Origin of the sequence: Mageeibacillus indolicus UPII9-5, assembly GCF_000025225.2 — a bacterium.
GTDB lineage: Bacteria > Bacillota > Clostridia > Saccharofermentanales > Fastidiosipilaceae > Mageeibacillus > Mageeibacillus indolicus.
The window spans coordinates 674521-692270 of record NC_013895.2 but is presented as its reverse complement, the minus strand read 5'-3'; the positions used below and the strand labels follow the sequence as shown (position 1 = coordinate 692270).

At 39.9% G+C, this 17750-nt stretch carries 14 protein-coding genes and 1 riboswitch; of the genes, 1 reads left to right on the top strand and 13 read right to left on the bottom strand.

Features of this window, described 5'->3' with window-relative positions:
- Positions 1-73 precede the first annotated feature (73 nt).
- From HMPREF0868_RS03125 to HMPREF0868_RS03100, 6 genes are all read right to left on the bottom strand, one after another.
- Positions 74-1270 carry a cation:proton antiporter gene (locus HMPREF0868_RS03125; RefSeq protein WP_041705666.1) on the bottom strand — a complete coding sequence of 399 codons (1197 nt, stop codon included), beginning with the start codon at positions 1268-1270 and terminating at the stop codon, positions 74-76.
- 46 nt (positions 1271-1316) lie between these two features.
- Positions 1317-1388: riboswitch (Fluoride riboswitch) on the bottom strand.
- A 257-nt stretch (positions 1389-1645) separates the two neighbouring features.
- On the bottom strand, positions 1646-2020 hold the full coding sequence (locus HMPREF0868_RS03120; RefSeq protein ID WP_242821317.1) for a hypothetical protein: 375 nt from the start codon (positions 2018-2020) through the stop codon (positions 1646-1648).
- A gap of 99 nt (positions 2021-2119) precedes the next feature.
- Positions 2120-2464, bottom strand: coding sequence for a hypothetical protein (locus tag HMPREF0868_RS03115; RefSeq protein WP_012993246.1), 345 nt, complete (start codon positions 2462-2464; stop codon positions 2120-2122).
- A gap of 33 nt (positions 2465-2497) precedes the next feature.
- A complete protein-coding gene (locus tag HMPREF0868_RS03110) occupies positions 2498-2797 on the bottom strand; it encodes a YbaN family protein (protein WP_012993245.1) in 300 nt (99 codons plus the stop codon).
- A gap of 159 nt (positions 2798-2956) precedes the next feature.
- Positions 2957-5632, bottom strand: a complete 2676-nt coding sequence (locus HMPREF0868_RS03105; RefSeq protein WP_012993244.1) for a Cna B-type domain-containing protein — start codon at positions 5630-5632, stop codon at positions 2957-2959.
- A gap of 470 nt (positions 5633-6102) precedes the next feature.
- Positions 6103-6978, bottom strand: a complete 876-nt coding sequence (locus tag HMPREF0868_RS03100) for a LysR family transcriptional regulator (RefSeq protein ID WP_012993243.1) — start codon at positions 6976-6978, stop codon at positions 6103-6105.
- A 104-nt stretch (positions 6979-7082) separates the two neighbouring features.
- On the opposite strand from HMPREF0868_RS03100, the gene HMPREF0868_RS03095 reads away from it, so the two are divergent.
- On the top strand, positions 7083-8117 hold the full coding sequence (locus HMPREF0868_RS03095; RefSeq protein ID WP_012993242.1) for a YeiH family protein: 1035 nt from the start codon (positions 7083-7085) through the stop codon (positions 8115-8117).
- Positions 8118-8559: 442 nt separating this feature from the next.
- Here the strand turns inward: HMPREF0868_RS03095 and guaA are convergent, their stop codons facing one another.
- The 7 genes from guaA to HMPREF0868_RS03060 form a co-directional block, all read right to left on the bottom strand.
- Positions 8560-9516: a glutamine-hydrolyzing GMP synthase gene (guaA, locus tag HMPREF0868_RS03090; RefSeq protein ID WP_338037240.1), complete on the bottom strand. Its 957-nt coding sequence runs from the start codon at positions 9514-9516 to the stop codon at positions 8560-8562.
- A 117-nt stretch (positions 9517-9633) separates the two neighbouring features.
- Positions 9634-12372, bottom strand: a complete 2739-nt coding sequence (locus tag HMPREF0868_RS03085) for a transglutaminase-like domain-containing protein (protein ID WP_012993239.1) — start codon at positions 12370-12372, stop codon at positions 9634-9636.
- Positions 12373-12476: 104 nt separating this feature from the next.
- Entirely contained in the window at positions 12477-13262 is a 786-nt protein-coding gene (locus tag HMPREF0868_RS03080) for a copper homeostasis protein CutC (RefSeq protein WP_012993238.1), read from the bottom strand.
- 124 nt (positions 13263-13386) lie between these two features.
- Complete coding sequence (locus HMPREF0868_RS03075; RefSeq protein ID WP_012993237.1) at positions 13387-14691, bottom strand: alpha-L-fucosidase; 1305 nt, start codon at positions 14689-14691, stop codon at positions 13387-13389.
- A 104-nt stretch (positions 14692-14795) separates the two neighbouring features.
- On the bottom strand, positions 14796-15770 hold the full coding sequence (locus tag HMPREF0868_RS03070) for an ABC transporter ATP-binding protein (protein ID WP_012993236.1): 975 nt from the start codon (positions 15768-15770) through the stop codon (positions 14796-14798).
- Positions 15771-15774: 4 nt separating this feature from the next.
- Complete coding sequence (locus HMPREF0868_RS03065) at positions 15775-16776, bottom strand: ABC transporter ATP-binding protein (protein ID WP_012993235.1); 1002 nt, start codon at positions 16774-16776, stop codon at positions 15775-15777.
- A 9-nt stretch (positions 16777-16785) separates the two neighbouring features.
- Positions 16786-17748 (bottom strand): ABC transporter permease, encoded by a 963-nt coding sequence (locus HMPREF0868_RS03060; RefSeq protein ID WP_012993234.1) that lies wholly within the window; start codon positions 17746-17748, stop codon positions 16786-16788.
- Positions 17749-17750 lie beyond the last annotated feature (2 nt).

Sequence of the window (17750 nt, the reverse complement as noted above, 5' to 3'; positions counted from 1 at the left end):
GCTAACATTATAACAAAAATATTTTCTTTATCCACTGAAAAATACTTAATAAAACGCGTGAGTCATTTGTTATTTAACCTCGATTCAGCAGGCGCTTGTACGTAACATCAATTCCCAGGGCTCCTAACGGCGCTGTGATCAAAATAGCAAGAACAGCAACTGACAACACAATTTGTCCGCAAGGCAGCCCCATAGCCAAAGGGACGGAACCAATGGCAGCTTGGACAGTTGCTTTCGGGAGATAAGCGAGCATACAGAATACACGCTCTTTCCAGACCAAATGTGTGCCGAGCAAGCAAATGGCAACGCCGAAGGAACGAAAAATCAAGGCAATAAAAATCATCAGCACGGCCATAATTCCGGCATTCAAAGTATATCGGATGTCCACAGCCGCACCAACTAGCGCAAACAGGAGAAGCTCCGCTGCCGGCCAAATTTTGCCAAACTTTTCTGATAGACGTTCAGACACACAATCACAGCTTTTGATTTTTAGAACGCAAGCCATGCTAACTACCGCCAGAAGACCTGAAACAGGCAAAACTCCCTTCAACCATTGTTCGATCGCCATTAGCATAAATGCCGTGCCCAAAATAATAATTATTTTAATGCTGTTTCGTATACAATGCTTATACTCATAGGCTGTTTCAAATAGCTTGCCTAATATGTAACCGGTGACTGCCCCCAGAAGAATACCAAGTATGACCGAAACGGGAATGTTAACTAAATTTGCTAAATTTGCTTTTCCACCGCCGGCCATTCCTAGGAAGGTCGAAAACAACACTATCACAAAAATATCATCGCAAGAAGCTCCGGCCATGATGAGTTGGGGAATGCTTTTATCCGTGCCGTACTTTTCATCCATTAGCTGAATCATGTGCGGCACAACCACTGCGGGCGAAACCGCACCGAGTACGGCCCCCATCACAAGAGCCTCGGTTCTGTTTATGCCCAAAAGTGTCGGCGCAAGCAGAAAAAATGCTAGAATTTCGCAGCTTGCAGGGACGAAAGACATCATAACAGCAGGGCGCCCGACTTTTTTCAAATCAGCCGGGTTAAGGGAAAGACCCGCCTTGAGCAGAATAATAATTAACGCCATTTGTCGAAGGGCTGCGGAAACGCCAAGGATGCCTGGGTCAAGCAAATTAAGTACATATGGGCCAAGCAAAATCCCCGAAAGTAGTATGCCGACGATGCGCGGTAACTTGATTTGTCGGCAAATTGCCGCCAAGACTAGGCCAATCAAAAAAATAAAAGCCAGTGATGTTAACATAAAATTCTCCTTTAGCGCAAAAAAGCCGAGGCTCTCTGCGCAATAATTTATCGCAGAAGTCATCAGCTTAAAAAGCGGTTCAGGTTGCCCAAGGGAGAACTTCATTCCCTTTTTTCATTCTATCATTATTTTTGTAGGAGTACAAATACGTTACGTGGTAACAATGAGATAGCCCGTTCAAAGTTCCGGAGCTATCTCACTATTATACGCAGATAAGAACTATTCAAACTCTTCATACAAATTTTACTGCCCATTGAAAATAAGGCATTTCAGATATATTTCTTGATTGTTTTTATATCTCTTGATTATCCTTTTATCTCTCTTTCTTAGAAAATACTTCAAAAGTACTTCACGATAACATTTTCGATACAATATCTAGTTGGTTTCTTCTGCCCAAGCTTCTGCAACTTCAATAAAACTTTGTATATGATAGTCTTCTGTTTCTGCTGGATATTTTTTTGCCAAAAACTTATACGCTTCCACAAATTTGTGTGAAGGCTTTTTTTGTGATATTTCATCAGATATTTCAGATAAATACACATATTCCTCTGCTGTCATCTCGGATTTCATATATTCTATAAATTCATCAAATACAACTTCATTATCTGTAATCATGAATAACAACTCTTTGCATATTTCATCGATTTTAAATTCCCAATCAGTATTAACTCGTTCATTAACCAGTTCTTGATATTTTTTCTTATCAAACATTTTATTTCTTTCCTTTCTTCTTTGTAATGTCTTAGCCAACGCCTTATGCTCTTCAATAAATGCATACGATGGTTTTTCCTATGACAGTTCATTTATTCCTTTAACATGATTCGTATCTTATAGTTCACATGATACCTATCACTTTTCTTCTATACAATGTTTAACTATCTCCTCCGCATCATCAATAAACGCAGATATATTCCATTTTTTTGTTTCCTCTGGATATTTGACAGATAGCAGCCTGTATGCTTCTATGAATTGATATGACGGTTTTTCTCCCGCAATCTCATCTGAAATTTCAGATAATGTTCCATATTCATTTCCTGTCATCTCTGTTTTCATATAGTTAATAAATTCTGTAAAAGAATCATCATCTTCTAAAATCATAGATAACATCTCACTCCATATGTTATCAATTTTATAATCCCAATCTGTATTATCTCTTTCTTTTGCAAGTTCTTTAAATTTATCTTTATTAAACATCTTATTTTTTTCCTTTCTTCTTATTTGGCTGTTTTAAATCAGGGAAACATGAAGATTATTCACTAAGCAAAATGAAATTGATATAAAAATTGTGATTATAGTTAATATCTTGATCTTCTTTTTCTTAGTAATTCCCTTTCTATTTTTTATTGGAAGAATGCTTTCTTTATATAATTTTGTTGACATAAAATAATCATTAAATTTTTTCGAACCTTTAGAAAAGCAATATGCAGCCACTAATAAAAAAGGTGTTGCAGGCATAAGAGGCAAGTAAATACCTATAATTCCTAGGGCTAAAAACATAAATCCTATTATTAAAAATATAATTCTCAAGTCTTTCTCCTATTCTATAATTGCTTTATTTTATGAGAATACCATAGCAAAATTGAAGAAATAAGTAAATTGCTTAATGGAAACAAAAAGCCAGAGATAATTATTTTAATCATCTCCAGCTTTAATGCTAAATTTTTAATTTATATATATTTTCTCATCTTAGTCCCTATTTATTTTTCTTTTTCTAAAAACATACGCAAAACCAATTATAGATAAAACCAACATTTCATAATGAATAAGTGAAATGCTATCACCTGTACTTGGGATTTGTGGTTTCTTTGGTTCTTCCGGTGGAGTTTCCGGTGGAGTTTCCGGTGGAGTTCCCGGCGGAGTTTCCGGTGGAGTTCCCGGCGGAGTTTCCGGTGGAGTTTCCGGTGGAGTTCCCGGCGGAGTTTCCGGTGGAATATAGCTATTTTTGATAGTATATCCTTTTGTAATATCCCCTTCTATAGTTGAAGTGTAACAATTAGCGACATTCACTTCTTTGATAGTGTATTTAATTAATTCGCCATTATTATGAGATGGTAAATCATTAAATTCACCTTTCCAATCATTGCCTTTATTTAACTCAATAGTTTTTCCAGTTTCTTTACCATTTGCAAGTAGGGCTACAGTAATACTGTCTGGTCGTAAGCCCGCTTGGTTATTATTGTCATTCCAAGTTTTATTAACCTTGATAGATGTTTTTAATGAGTTTTCTAAATGAATAGTATAAATACTTTCTTTACTATCTTTTTCTCTTTTCACTTCAGATAGGATATATTTACCACTATCTTTTTCTTTAAAGTTTATAGGTAAAAGCTTACCGGTTTTGTTGTCGATTAAGGTATCTGGATCCGGAAAATCTTCAATTGTAGCAGTCCAGTTACCATCTTTTGTTAGTTTAATATCTTGAATGTAATGTTCACCTACATACATTTGTAGAACTATTTCTTCCGGTCTTGTTTTTTCATCATCCCCAGACCAAGACTTTGTAATTTGTATCTTGTATGGTTTATCTTCACCAAATATAAGCTTACCGTTGTTTGCAATAGCCCCACCACTTATACCGGTTCCTTGGGCAAAATTATTTTTAAATATTGTAGTTGCCACTTGTTCTGCTAGGTTTTTTGATTCTTGCGTAGGAACTGACTTGTAAGCAAGTTGAGCTCCTTTTTTCTCTTCTATTACAGTATTGTAAGGAAGTGGTTTGCCAGGATTTTCAGGATTGTACCTTGGTGTTTGTTGATCTTCAGGCCAGTTGTTATGAACACCTTGGAATGAACCATCTTGGTACCATAGTCTATAACCACCACCTAACATTCTTGAAGCTAGTTTTACAGAAGAACTTCCTTGGGCTTTTCCAAACATATAATTTACAACGTTTACAAAGTCATCTCCTGAGCCTTTAGCCGCAGTACTATAATCCAAGTTTGAGGCTATGTTGTCAAAGAGTGCCATACCCTTGGTTATATTAATTATTGTATGTCCTGTAGGACAGTTCCATACTCCACCACCTTGGCGAGATATAGGTCGATTGTTTGCCCCAATTAATAAGCGTCCCTTACTTTCATTATTTTTTATTAGGACACTGTTAATAGTCAATTCACATTTTGTATCATTGTAAATGGCTCCACCACCCCAGAATCCATTTGAATTATTACTTTCAAATAGTCCAGCATTAATTTGTCCTTTACTTGTACCAACTGTTGCTATGGCTCCGCCACTTTTTAGAGAAGAGTTTTCTACAAAATGACCACCATTTATTGTAAAGTTACAAGTATCTAAAAATAGGGCACCACCATGACCATTTGCTTTATTCTTTGTGAAATTTCCAGCTTCTATTGTGATATCAGAATTTAATCCAAAAATTCCGCCACCAAAACCGGAATATTCACCATTTGAGTTTTCGCTTATAGAGCCACCTGAAATTTTAGTATTTGATCTACTCAATAAGAGTCCTCCACCATATTCGGCAGTATTTTTAGAAATCGTTCCTGCAGTCATTTCAAAGTCAGCGTTTTCCATAAAAATAGCGCCGCCCCAAGCATTTGTACTATTGTGACTTGCAGCATTTTCTGTAATTTCTCCACCTGAAATTTTTACATTTATTTTAGATGTGTCTGTTCCCCAGGCACCTATAGCTCCACCATTATAGAAACCTTTATTATTTGAAATTTTCCCTCCTGAAATATTCAAACCTCCACCATATAAGGTTATAGGAGCATAACTATACCACTTTCCGGTCTTTCTCAAATTATCAGGTTTTGGTGTTTGACTATCAACCGCTTCATTTCCACTAAACTCACCACCTGACATTGTGAAGTCTCCACCATTTACAAGTATGGTTGGGCCTTCAAGTTTTGTATCTGAAATTTTTCCACTTTTAATATTTAATTTACCTTCAACTATAATTTGAGCATTTGAAATAGAAGGTCCATCTATAGTCAAGCTTCCACCTTTTTCTATTTTAATACTATTAAATCCAAAACCCTTTAGACTTCCATTTCCCTTTAAGGATATATTTTGTCCGTTTTTTATTAAAATTATTTGCTTATCCTTAGCTGGATCCGCATCTATATTTTTATCAATACTTATAGAAGTATCAGCTTGTGAAGAAGCAACTTTTTCTACTAATTCTATCCAAGCAGTTTTTTCACTAGCATCATTGTAGGTACTTACTTCATCATTTTTTTCATTATTTGCTTCATGATTTTCTGATGATTCTGCTAATTGAATTTTATCTGTTTCTGGATGTATCATTGTTTCGTTTAAATTAGCTAAAATACTTTTAGGCATAAAAAAAGTAAATAATAGCACTAAAGAAACAAAAATAATCATCAATTTTTTATTCATTTGTCCATCTCCATTGTTATGTACATAAAAATTCAGCTTTATTAAAATCTAAAATCAAGTTTTTATTTTTCCACAAAGTTATGATAACACATTTTAAGGGATTTATAGCCTATTTTTAGCTATTCGAACTCTTCTTTTCCAAACGTCCGATATATCCCAAACCATTTAAAATACCGCATTCTATTTTTTAGAGGATCACTAAATCCATCTAATTATATGACGGTTTCAAATTTTTAGTCCCGTCCCAGTCCCAAATCCTCAATTTATGTCTAGTTTCCAACAGCCTTTGATGCAATCAAACTATTTCTCTTAACCCTGAAACTCTTTACACTTGGACATGGAAAAAGCACCTGCTAAGTAAAGTAAGCGCTTACCTATGATTATTGATATTTATTATTTAGATACTGTTCATTTGCCTTTATTAAACTATATTTTTCTAAACCCTTCTTATCCCAATACCCTAATTTTTTCTAATAAAAAGTTTCTGCTATTTGCAAATACAAATCAATAAATATTGAATTTTTCCTGGCGACAATGTATAAATCATGAACTAGATTAAAATCTTCTAGCTTTATACCCCTAAGCACACCTTCCTCTAGTTCTTTTTTGACACAAGATTCAAATATAAAACTTATACCACAATCTGCCTTGAGCATTTCTACTATGGAACGCATATTATTTATTTCTATGATATTTACAAAATCTTTTATATCAATATTATCCATACTTAGAAAATTTTTTAATATAGCCAAGGTACCAGACCCGTCTTCTCTTATAATAATTCTTTCATCTAACAAGTCTGTTAACTTTTTTACTTGTTTTTTAAACTTGTGATCTTTGTGACAGAGGCATACAATCCTATCGCTTTTATATTTTTTAATAAAATAATCACTAGATTTTATAAATCCCTCTATGATAGCAAAATCTATCCTACCACTATCAATATCACTTAAAATCTCGTCCGTATTCTCATAATAGATGTGGAAATCACAGGAAAGCTTTTCTTTAATTAAGGCTATAAGCTTATCCAATATTAAATATTCTCCGACTGATCTAGTAAAACCCAAAGAAATTTTCTCACTCTTAGTTTTATTATTAGCTAATATCATCTTCAACCTATCTTGATCATTTGACATAGAAAGTAAAGCAGATTTTAGAATCTTTCCCTGGTCTGTTAGGCACAAACTCCTCTTGCTTCTATAAAAAAGTTTACAATTGTAATAATTTTCTAGATACTTAATATGAGTAGATATAGCCGGTTGAGTTATATTAAGGCTTTCTGCAGCCCTTGTAAAATTCATATATTTACACACTTCCAAAAAACTTTCTATCCTAAAATCTAACATGATATCCTCCATATCTATCATAACAAATTTTTATAGCATAGTAAATAATTATAATTTTGCATTATAGTAATTTATTATATAATAAAAAAGTGAAAGGAGAATATATGATAAAATCTATAGAAAAAAATATAAAAGGGATTATTCTCTGCCTTGTAATTGCAATAATATCCCAAATAATTGGCAAGAAAATCCCTCTTGTAGGACCAGCTGTCTTTGGTATTCTAATTGGTATGGCCCTAAATCAAATTATAAAAGACAAAAAATCTTATATGGATGGTTTGAGATTTACATCAAAGAAAATCCTTCAATATGCTGTAATCCTACTAGGATTTGGACTTGATCTTGGAATTGTTTTAAAAACCGGTAGACAATCACTCCCTATCATCCTATCTACCATATCAACATCATTGATAATTGCTTACCTAGCCTACAAAGCTGGACTTATAAAAGGAAATATTGCAACACTTGTTGGTGTTGGATCATCAATTTGTGGAGGTTCTGCAATTGCAGCAGCCGCTCCAGTTATAGATGCAGATGAAGATGAAATAGCCCAAGCCATATCTGTTATATTCTTTTTTAACATCTTAGCTGCTATCCTATTTCCAAGCCTAGGTCGTATAATTGGATTTTCTACTACCGACGGTCATGCCTTTGGTATATTTGCAGGCTCTGCTGTCAATGATACATCATCAGTTACAGCCTGTGCATCGACATGGGATACAATATTTAATCTTGGTAGCCAAACACTTGATAAGGCTGTAACAGTAAAATTGGCTAGGACCCTAGCTATAATTCCTATATGCTTAGGACTAGCCTTCATAAGAATGAGAAATGCCGAACAAGAAGCTAATAAAAAAATATCCATAATACAAATCTTTCCATTCTTTATAATCTACTTCATCCTTGCAAGTTTGATTACAACTATAGCCCTAGCCAAGGGAGTAGATATAGGATTTTTCAAGCCCTTTAAGGACTTATCCAAATTTTTCATAGTAATGGCAATGTCAGCTATAGGCTTTAACAGTGATATAGTAAAACTATTAAAATCAGGAGCTAAACCACTAGCCTTAGGAGGAGTGTGCTTTATATCAATCACATCCATAACCCTAATACTAGAAAAAGTTCTAGGCATCTTATAAAAATAAATCATCTAGGGTATTCTAATTACAAAAAGACCGCAGCTTGAAACTACGGTCTAATTTTTTGTCCAAATGTAAAACACTTGGAACTATTATTTTAATTATTCTTTTTAGCTTCCAGTACCATTTGAGTACCAGTAGCCATTTTTCATTCTCTTCGTTTGAGTGAGTCTATATCATACTTGAAAATCACGCCGTGATTTTCAAGCCCATTAACGAATCAAAAAAGCCAACGCTTCTTTTCGTCGCGTCGGCTTTTCTTCCCTGCAAAAGGGCAGCCATCCATCTTCGCACTTCGTGCTCGATATATGTGGCTGACATAAAAAACATCGCTTGCGATTCCTATCGAGGCTTTGGCCTCTCGCTTAGTTTTTCGGACTCAGCTTTGCCTCGTCTCGAAAATGACCGATGCAAAAGCATCGGTCACCCATAGAGCTTGGGATTATTCAAACTCGATTGTTGCAGTCGGCTTAGGTGTGTAGTCATACAGCACCCGATTAACACCTTTCACCTCAGAGGTTATTCTGGCGGTCAGACAGGACATAAGTTCAAATGGTAGCGGCTCAACGGTCGCCGACATGGCATCTTTAGTATTGACAGCACGAACGATTACCGCCCATTCAAATGTACGTTTGCCGTCGCGGATACCGGTTGAACGGAAATCCGGCACTACAGTGAAATACTGCCAAACCTTTTGATCGAGGCCGCATTTGGCAAATTCTTCGCGTAATATCGCATCCGATGCACGCACTGCCGCCAAGCGGTCACGGGTAATGGCTCCGGGGCAACGGACTCCAAGTCCAGGACCCGGGAAAGGTTGACGATTTACCATACTATCAGGTAAGCCGAGGGCTTTGCCAACTACACGTACTTCATCTTTGAACAGGATACGCACCGGTTCGACCAATTCAAATTTCAGGTCTGACGGCAAGCCGCCGGCATTGTGGTGCGACTTAATTCCTTCTTCGCTTTCGAGTATATCAGGCCAAATCGTGCCCTGAGCCAAGAAACGGATATCGGAAAGTTTACGTGCTTCTTCAGCGAACACATCTATAAATTCACTGCCGATTATTTTGCGCTTAGTTTCCGGATCGGCGACACCAGCCAACTTATCTAAAAATCTATCAGTTGCGTCGACATAAATCAGGTTGGCTTGCATTTGGTTACGGAAAACTTCAATAACTTGTTCTGGTTCGCCTTGGCGCAATAAGCCGTGATTGACGTGTACAGCGACCAAATTACGGCCGATAGCTTTAATGAGCAATGCTGCTACTACGGATGAATCTACCCCGCCTGAAAGAGCTAATAAAACTTTATTATCTCCTACTTGGCGACGAATCAACTCAACTTGTTCGGTAATGAAAGCTTTTGCCGACTCAGGGTTGGAAATTCTCGGCATGGTTTTCGGGCGACGAATTTCATTTGTTTCTTTCATAATTGCTCCTCGATTTCCGTTTTAAATTTGAATTTATAGTTTTTTATTTTAGCACAATTAACCAACTTTGTAACCAAGTTCTTATAGCGAAGCCTGCCGAATTACTTTAAGCAACATATCTATGCTGCCGACATTGTAACCTGAAGTACAATAAATGCCATTATTGTCTCCGTCGGTTAGCAGCAGTAGCGGCAAGTTTTCGTGATTTACATACATTCTGCGCCCCACCTTCTCAATTTGGCTAAAGTCAGGATCAACTTCCAATTTTATTTGTGGGAAAATACGGCAAATTCGGCTAATATTTCTGTCAGTTGCAGCATTTTTCGAACGTAGGCAGAAAACCACCTTTCCCTCATAGGCCGCCATAGCAGTTTTGTTTTCCGCCATTTCATTTAAAAGATGTTCAGTAGGCTCACGTGTTTCTTCCAGCCAGATAAAGATACGCTTGCCGGCATGAATTAAACTTGTTAAATTTATTTCTGAATTTAGGCCGAGGAAAATCGGTGGCAAGCTTAGCTTCACCTGTAATTCTTCAGTGGTTAAGTGATGTTCAAGCAAGCTTACCACAGTTATCTGTTCGCCTTGCCCCTGGCTTGCGCTGCGGCTATCACCATTGCCCTTATCATTTTTCTTGCCTTCACGCTTACAATCGCCGTCACATAAGGCAATTAATTTTTGCGCGACATATTGATCACCGTTCGGCAGCCTAGTTGTCATCAACAGGCGATATATTCCTTGCGGCAAAACCGTGTACAACTCGTTTTGTTTAAATTGGCAACCACACAAGTCAATATTTGCTTCCGTAATATCTGTTGTATCCACTTTGGTCAAGCTGAAATTTTGCCCGTAAGTCCAGTCACTTTCTCCAGTTTTACGGATGATCAAGGGAAGTTTGGTCAAGGTTGATTCTAGTGGTTCAAAAACGCTGTTTAAATAATATTCAACCGTGAAATCTACCGGATTTAAGCGGGCCGGAACACCTGCCGTTCTCAGCAAGGCAACCGTCAATAATTTGTAACTGAGCCGGTTATTAACCCGTCCATATTTCACTGCCGCTGCCGGCAAAATAGGCAACTTATCCGCATTATCTTCAACCGGAACAACAATATTCTCCGCTATCCAAGTAGTAACCGTTCGCGGTTGTCTTCGCCACTTCGCCAATACTTCTTCACCGACAGCCTTTTTTAGTTTAACGCGAAACGCACTTAATATTTCATTGTAGATACGTGGACTTAAAATATACTTAACAAAAATTTCTTCGGCGTAACCGGAACAGTTCGACAAATCACCCCCGAAATGGTCAATCAAAACAGGTAGCGTGATATCGGTCAAATCTTTAGCGGTCAAGGCATTTTTTAAAATATCATCGAGGGAATCTGGCGCGGCGGCGGAACCTTCCCTATTTCCTGCAGCATTGCTTGTAGCATTATCTATCGCATTGCTTGCTGCATTACTGGAAACTGAAAGAGCAACATTATTAGCGCGTTTTTGTTTGAACTCAGTCAAAGCCGGGTTTATGTAGTTTACTTCTTTTTGCTGCCGTACCACAGCCAATTCATGCAATCTTTTTTTAGTCGCCGCAGCCATTTCTACAGTCGGCCTTTTCTCCTGAACCGGGGCGTCATGCGGAGCCTTGAACTTGACATAGGTTGTCAGATCATTTTGATCAGCAACCTTTTGTCGGAAAAAATTCGGGATCAAAGTCAATTCAAATGAAGATTGCTTCTCAGCATCAATCATAGTTTCTACCAGCTCATCCTCACTTTGGGCAGACAAATATAGACTGCCGTAGCCGGTCACCAATTTAACTTCACCGGCGGCATCGCTTATCAAAGCAGCAATGTTTATGTATCTGCTATAGTTAAGTACAGCGATATTAACCCGCGCGCCACTTGCCGCTTGGCCGTCCGATTTCTTGATTCGGATCGTAATCAATTTTGTCAAAGCATAACGTGGCAGTTGATTAAGCAAAGTAAGTTTTGAACCGATTTCAGGCCGCATTACCGGCGAATTCAGACGAATATCATCTAGACTTAAAGCCGTGCTTGACGTACTTATCAAGTTAGCCGTTTCAACCGCAAAAGGCCCGAAACAGCGTGAATGAATCAGCATGGCACGTGAAGCTGCACTGTTAAACCAGCCGAGATTAATTATCGGTTGAGGTTCAGCCGCCCCCATAAAATACCATTGGCCTTTAATGTAAACTTCAACCCACGCATGATTGTCGTCACAATGTGACCAGCGAGGCGCGTAAACCTGACGCGCCGGAATGCCGATGCTTCGTAAAGCCTGCACTAGGAAACTCGATTCTTCCCCGCAGCGTCCGTTACCGCGCCGATAAACCGCTATTGAAGATAAAGTTCGGTCATCCGTGCTTTTATAAGTTATTTCCCTCGCGCACCAAAAATTTACCTCCAGTACCGTGTCTATCGTGTCAAGTTGGAACGCCGGTTCAATCTCTTTCAAATATCGGGTCAAGTCACACCTGAACACACTGCGGCAAGGCCGTATTTCTTCATCATTTACCCGATGCGACAAAACATACTCCAAAAATATTTCTTCCGGCAATGCCCGTACTGATTGTTCACTTTGCCACAAACTGACGGCTACCTTAGCAAAATCTTCATAACATTCAAATTCGCCGTTAGCTGCGTCACTGTCCGGCATATAAGCATAGAGATACTTCAAAGCCGTTTGTAAATCATGGTCTGTTATTTTTTGCAAACTATTGTCAATATTTGAATAAAGCTCCGGCCAAATTTGCCGACGTTTTTGATAGTCTTCTTCAATTTTAAGCTTATTTCGGCTTAGAAAGTCCATGTGTAACCTCAATGTGTAATCTAGCTGTGTAATCTAGCTGTGTAATGTCGATGTGTAATCTCGCAAAATAAAATTACTTGTACCAACAACCGGCGTTACTGATTTTAATTGCCTTGTTTACCTGCAAGTTCAGCCAAAATAGCTTTGGCCGCCTTTATTTTTTGCGTGTCGGTCTGCCAAATTTCGTATTCACTTAGGCCTGGTAATCCCATGTTAACCTTCGGATTACGATATCGCATCGGGCTGTCAATTATCATTTTTCCTGACATATGGTAATTTGTGGCCCCGGTTTTTTGATGAAGCTCGGCAATATTCACCGGACTGACTCCGCCGCCGACTAGTATGTTTATTTTATTTTCTGCCAACTTGACCAGTTTTCGCAAGAGATCAGCCCCGTTTAATGCCGAATTTTGCTTTCCTGAAGTTAAAACAGTATCAATCCCCAATTCTATGGCCTTGCGCAAAGTTTCTTCGGGATCGCGCACCATGTCAAAAGCTCGATGCAACGTAAAATGCATGTTCGGTCCGGCAAGCTCACGTAACTTAGCCATTGCCGGCACATTAAGCTCCCCTTCCGGCGTAAGACAACCGACAACCACACCTGCCGCGCCCAACTTCCGAAACATGGTCACAGCAGCACCAATTTCGCTCAACTCCACCGCATTATAACAAAAATCACCAAAACGAGGTCTGATTAAAATATTGCAAGCTAACCCACAATCATCCTCAATTTTTTTATACAGAAATCCGGAAGGCGTGGTTCCACCGATGATCAAATTCGCACACAATTCGGCTCGATCGGCCCCGCCGGCACAAGCTGCCAGTGCCGAAGCATAGGAATCAATACAAGCTTCTAAAACGAACTTATCTTTGCGAAAAATTTTTTCCATACAAATAATATCCTTTCATTTGACGCACGTTTTTCTTCTACTTATCGTTTACTATTATCGTTTACTATTATCGTTCGCAATTGCGTAAATCACTTGGTAAATTGTCTTATAAATTGTCCGCAAACTACCTTGTGGTTACCTCAATGACCGTATCCGTCTGATCCGGCAAGACCGGATTAGGCCCTAAATCAGCAAAAACGATGTCCGGATAGTCGCTGTGCGTCCAGCTGGTTGACACTGGTATCTCAGCCCCGGTAGCTAGATATCTTATGGAACAAATTTTTTCCACCGGTATACCAATCAACGGCAACGGGCCTACGGTATTATCAAAAACGTGAAAATAAAGCTTACCTTCTTTGGCCGTAATCCGCCCAAATTCCGGTTTAGGGAGAATCGACTTACCGCATCCATGAACAGAATCTTCATTTAAATGCATCCAAGCTGCTATTTCGTGCAAAATATTTTGGGCTTCCGGCGGAAAAACGCCCTTGGCATCGGGACCGACATTCAGCAACATGTTGCCACCTTTGGAAACACACTCCACCAGTTTTTTGATTAGCATCGAAGCAGGCTTATAATAGCTGTCCGTAGCGCAATAACCCCAATTGTTGTTCATTGTGATGCAAGCTTCCCAAAGCAAATCTGTGCCATCCTCACCTTTAATACCTTGAGGCGGAATAATTTTTTCGGGACTGACAAAATCCCCGTGATACGGGGTAGGATTGGCAGTCGCAAGTGAGCCATAGCCTTCACCGCTGACTTCCAAACGATTGTCAATAATAATTTCCGGCTGTAAACGTCGCACCATTTGAATCAGACGTTCAGCTTCCCACTGCTCCGCGCGCATTCCTTTATAGGAAAAATCAAACCATAGAATATCTATCTTGCCATAATTACTGCAAAGTTCTTCCACTTGGTTATGCATGTATTTGATATAATTGGCAAAGTTTCTTTTTTCGTTTGAATAAGCAGCATTGTGGCGCATGGGATGAAATAAGTCACCGTAGTGCGGGAAATCATCATGATACCAGTCGAGCAAGCTGAAATACAAACCTACGCGCAGCCCCACCGCCCGTACCGCCTCGACATATTCCTTAATCATGTCACGCTTATACTTGGTATTGGTGACTTTAAAATTGGTGTACTTGCTATCAAATAAGCAAAAACCGTCATGGTGTTTGGCCGTAAGAACGATGTACTTCATACCGGCCGCCTTTGCCTGTTCGGCCCAACTTCGCGGGTCATATTCCAACGGATTAAACTCGTCGAAATATTTCATATATTCTTCGCGGTTCATTTCTTCAGTACTGCGAACCCATTCGCCACGAGCCGGAATCGCATACAAACCGAAGTGAATGAACATGCCGAATCTGGCCTCACGATACCAAGCCGTACGTCGCAAATACTCTTCTTTATCAAATTTATACATGTTGTTCCTCTTCAAAAATAAGTATTTATTGTAAAAGTAAGTAATCGTTGTAAAGTATTCCAGCAGTCGAACATAATTGGTCGACAAGGACCAGCAATCACTTTTCACTCGCTCGTCAGCGGATAATGGCACTTGACCATATGAGTAGCCGTAAGCTTAACCTCTGACGGGACTTCCTTGCGACATTTTTCAGTGCAATAACGACATCTGGTTTGAAATAAGCACCCCCGCGGCAAATCTGTCGGACTCGGCAGATCTCCATGTAGAATAATACGCTCACGTTTTCCATGAGGATCGGGTATAGGCACAGCAGATAAAAGCGCCCTCGTATACGGATGAACCGGATGCGAATATAACTCCGTCTTATTTCCCACTTCCACAATCGTGCCTAAATACATTACTGCAATTCGGTCGGAAATCATCTCCACCACGCTTAAATCATGCGAAATGAAGAGATATGTAAGATTATATTGATGTTGCAAATCTTGTAATAAGTTCAGCACCTGAGCTTGAATTGAAACATCTAAAGCCGAAACAGGTTCATCCGCTATAATTAGGCGCGGTTGCACCGATAACGCACGGGCTATACCGATACGTTGCCGTTGGCCGCCAGAAAACTCATGGGGATAACGCTCGCCATGTGCTGGACTTAAGCCGACCACTTCCAATAATTCATGTACCTTTTTAAGCCGCTCACCAGCACTTAAATTAGTATGAATCAGCAGTGGTTCAGCAATCAGATCCCGCACCCGTATCCGCGGATTAAGCGATCCGTAAGGATCTTGAAAAATCATCTGGATTTCGGAACGCAAGCTGCGCATAGAACGCTCATCGAGATTGGTAATTTCCCTATCGGAAAAATATACTCGCCCGGATGACGGTTTAAGCAAGCGATTAATCAGCCGTCCGGTCGTAGACTTGCCACAGCCTGATTCCCCAACTAAAGAGAATGTTTCGCCTTGCAGGATGGAAAAATTCAGACCATTAACCGCATGAACCTGCTTTTTGTTGCCGAACATACCGGTATTTACTGTAAAAACTTTGGTCAAATCTTCAACTTTTACCAATTCTTTCGGCATAGTCTCATCTCACCTCCAGACCAAGTTTTAATTTGCCTGCCAAATGGCAACGACATTTTCGCCCTGTGTCCGTCTTATCGACCTGTAATTCCGGTTCTTCATGGAAACATATTTCCTGAGCAAAACGACAGCGCGGTGCAAATTTGCAGCCTTGCGGCATTGCGGCCAAATCCGGCACACTGCCAGGAATGGAAGGAAGCCGCGTCACATTACTGCCCAGTTTCGGCACGGACTCAATCAAACCGCAAGTATAAGGGTGCAAGGGAGCTTCGAACAAGTCATTTACCTTTGCTTCTTCGACAATTCTGCCAGCATACATAACGATGACCCGGGAACACATCTCGGCCACCACTCCTAGATCATGCGTAATGAGCAAAATGCCTGTCCCCTTTTTTTCTCTTATGCCTTCCATAAGCTCCAAGATTTGAGCTTGAATCGTTACATCTAAGGCAGTTGTCGGTTCATCAGCAATCAAAAGTTCCGGCTCACACGACATCGCCATAGCAATCATAACCCGTTGACACATCCCACCTGAAAGCTGATGAGGATAACTATTCAAAGTCATGTCCGGTTCAGGTATTCCGACCAGCTTAAGCGACTGATGTGCTTTTTCGTAAGCAGCCGCTTTGCTTATAGAATTATGGAGCAAAACAGCTTCCATAATCTGCTTTCCAATGCGCATACACGGATTTAAAGAGTTCATAGGTTCTTGAAAAATCATCGCCATACGATGACCGCGCACATCGCGCATCTCACGCCTGCCCAAATGCAATATGTCCTCACCATTAAGCCGAATGCTATCAGCACTTATGCGACTTGATTCCTGTGCTAAAAGGCGCATTATTGACAAAGACGTAACCGATTTTCCGCAGCCTGACTCGCCGACCAAACCGACAATTTCTCCCTGCTCAAGGTCAAACGAAACTTTGTTAACCGCCGTTACCCAAGTTTTATCTCGCTTAAATTCCGTGCGCAGATTGTTTACTTCTAACAATTTGTTACTCATTACGTCCTCCTAATTGAGTTTAGGATCAAGGGTGTCACGCAACCCGTCACCCAACAAGTTAAACGCCAGAACCGTTAAAAAGATAAGCATGCCAGGGAAAAGCACGATATACGGAGCTGTATTGAGATAATTGCGGCCCTGTGAAAGCATTGCCCCCCAGTCCGGTTCCGTAACATTAGCACCGAATCCTAAAAAGCTTAGGGAGGATGCAGCCAAAATCGCCGTGCCTACCCGCATAGTAAAATTGACGATCATCGATTGAACAGTACCGGGGAAAACATGTATCCATAAAATACGCCTGTCTTTACACCCGATTGAACGGGCAACTTCTACATACGGTGCTTCCTTAACTGTCAACGTCGCACTTCGCACGATACGGGCAAAGGATGGTATCGTGAATACGGCCACTGCGATGACGACATTTACCATGCCTGGACCGATTATCGCCACAATGGCAATAGCCAGCAAAATATCCGGGAAAGCAAAAAGCACATCACTGCCGCGCATAACCAAAGCATTGATCCAGCCGCCGTAATATCCGGCCAAAAGTCCCAGAATAATTCCGATTGATGCCCCCACTATCGTCGCACTGAGTGCTGACAGAAGAGAGAGCCGTGTTCCGGCCAGCAGTCGGCTAAAAATATCGCGACCAAATTCGTCCGTGCCCCAAATATGCTCGGCACTGGGGGGTGAAAGAAGATTATTATAATCCGGTTGATTCGCATCGTAAGGCGCAATTTCTGGACCTAAAGCCGCCACAATAAGCAAAAATAGTATAAATATAAGGGCAACTACTGCTGTCTTGCGCCGGATAAATTTTTTGACAAATTCCTTATACTTATTTTTCGCCAAAGGCAAGGCCTCGGCCGCAGCTAAGGCAGCTGATCCTGCCGCCGGCGGAAGTGATGAGGGATGCGAGGATAAACCTTTTCGCCCCGCTGGATTAGAATTAACAGCTTTGTTATTGTTCATCT

Coding starts and splice junctions, on each gene's coding strand:
- HMPREF0868_RS03105 (WP_012993244.1), bottom strand. CDS start 5,632: ATGAATAAAAAATTGATGATTATTTTTGTTTCTTTAGTGCTATTATTT.
- HMPREF0868_RS03070 (WP_012993236.1), bottom strand. CDS start 15,770: ATGCCGAAAGAATTGGTAAAAGTTGAAGATTTGACCAAAGTTTTTACA.
- HMPREF0868_RS03125 (WP_041705666.1), bottom strand. CDS start 1,270: ATGTTAACATCACTGGCTTTTATTTTTTTGATTGGCCTAGTCTTGGCG.
- HMPREF0868_RS03060 (WP_012993234.1), bottom strand. CDS start 17,748: ATGAACAATAACAAAGCTGTTAATTCTAATCCAGCGGGGCGAAAAGGT.
- HMPREF0868_RS03065 (WP_012993235.1), bottom strand. CDS start 16,776: ATGAGTAACAAATTGTTAGAAGTAAACAATCTGCGCACGGAATTTAAG.
- HMPREF0868_RS03075 (WP_012993237.1), bottom strand. CDS start 14,691: ATGTATAAATTTGATAAAGAAGAGTATTTGCGACGTACGGCTTGGTAT.
- HMPREF0868_RS03100 (WP_012993243.1), bottom strand. CDS start 6,978: ATGTTAGATTTTAGGATAGAAAGTTTTTTGGAAGTGTGTAAATATATG.
- guaA (WP_338037240.1), bottom strand. CDS start 9,516: ATGCCGAGAATTTCCAACCCTGAGTCGGCAAAAGCTTTCATTACCGAA.
- HMPREF0868_RS03115 (WP_012993246.1), bottom strand. CDS start 2,464: ATGTTTAATAAAGATAAATTTAAAGAACTTGCAAAAGAAAGAGATAAT.
- HMPREF0868_RS03095 (WP_012993242.1), top strand. CDS start 7,083: ATGATAAAATCTATAGAAAAAAATATAAAAGGGATTATTCTCTGCCTT.
- HMPREF0868_RS03080 (WP_012993238.1), bottom strand. CDS start 13,262: ATGGAAAAAATTTTTCGCAAAGATAAGTTCGTTTTAGAAGCTTGTATT.
- HMPREF0868_RS03085 (WP_012993239.1), bottom strand. CDS start 12,372: ATGGACTTTCTAAGCCGAAATAAGCTTAAAATTGAAGAAGACTATCAA.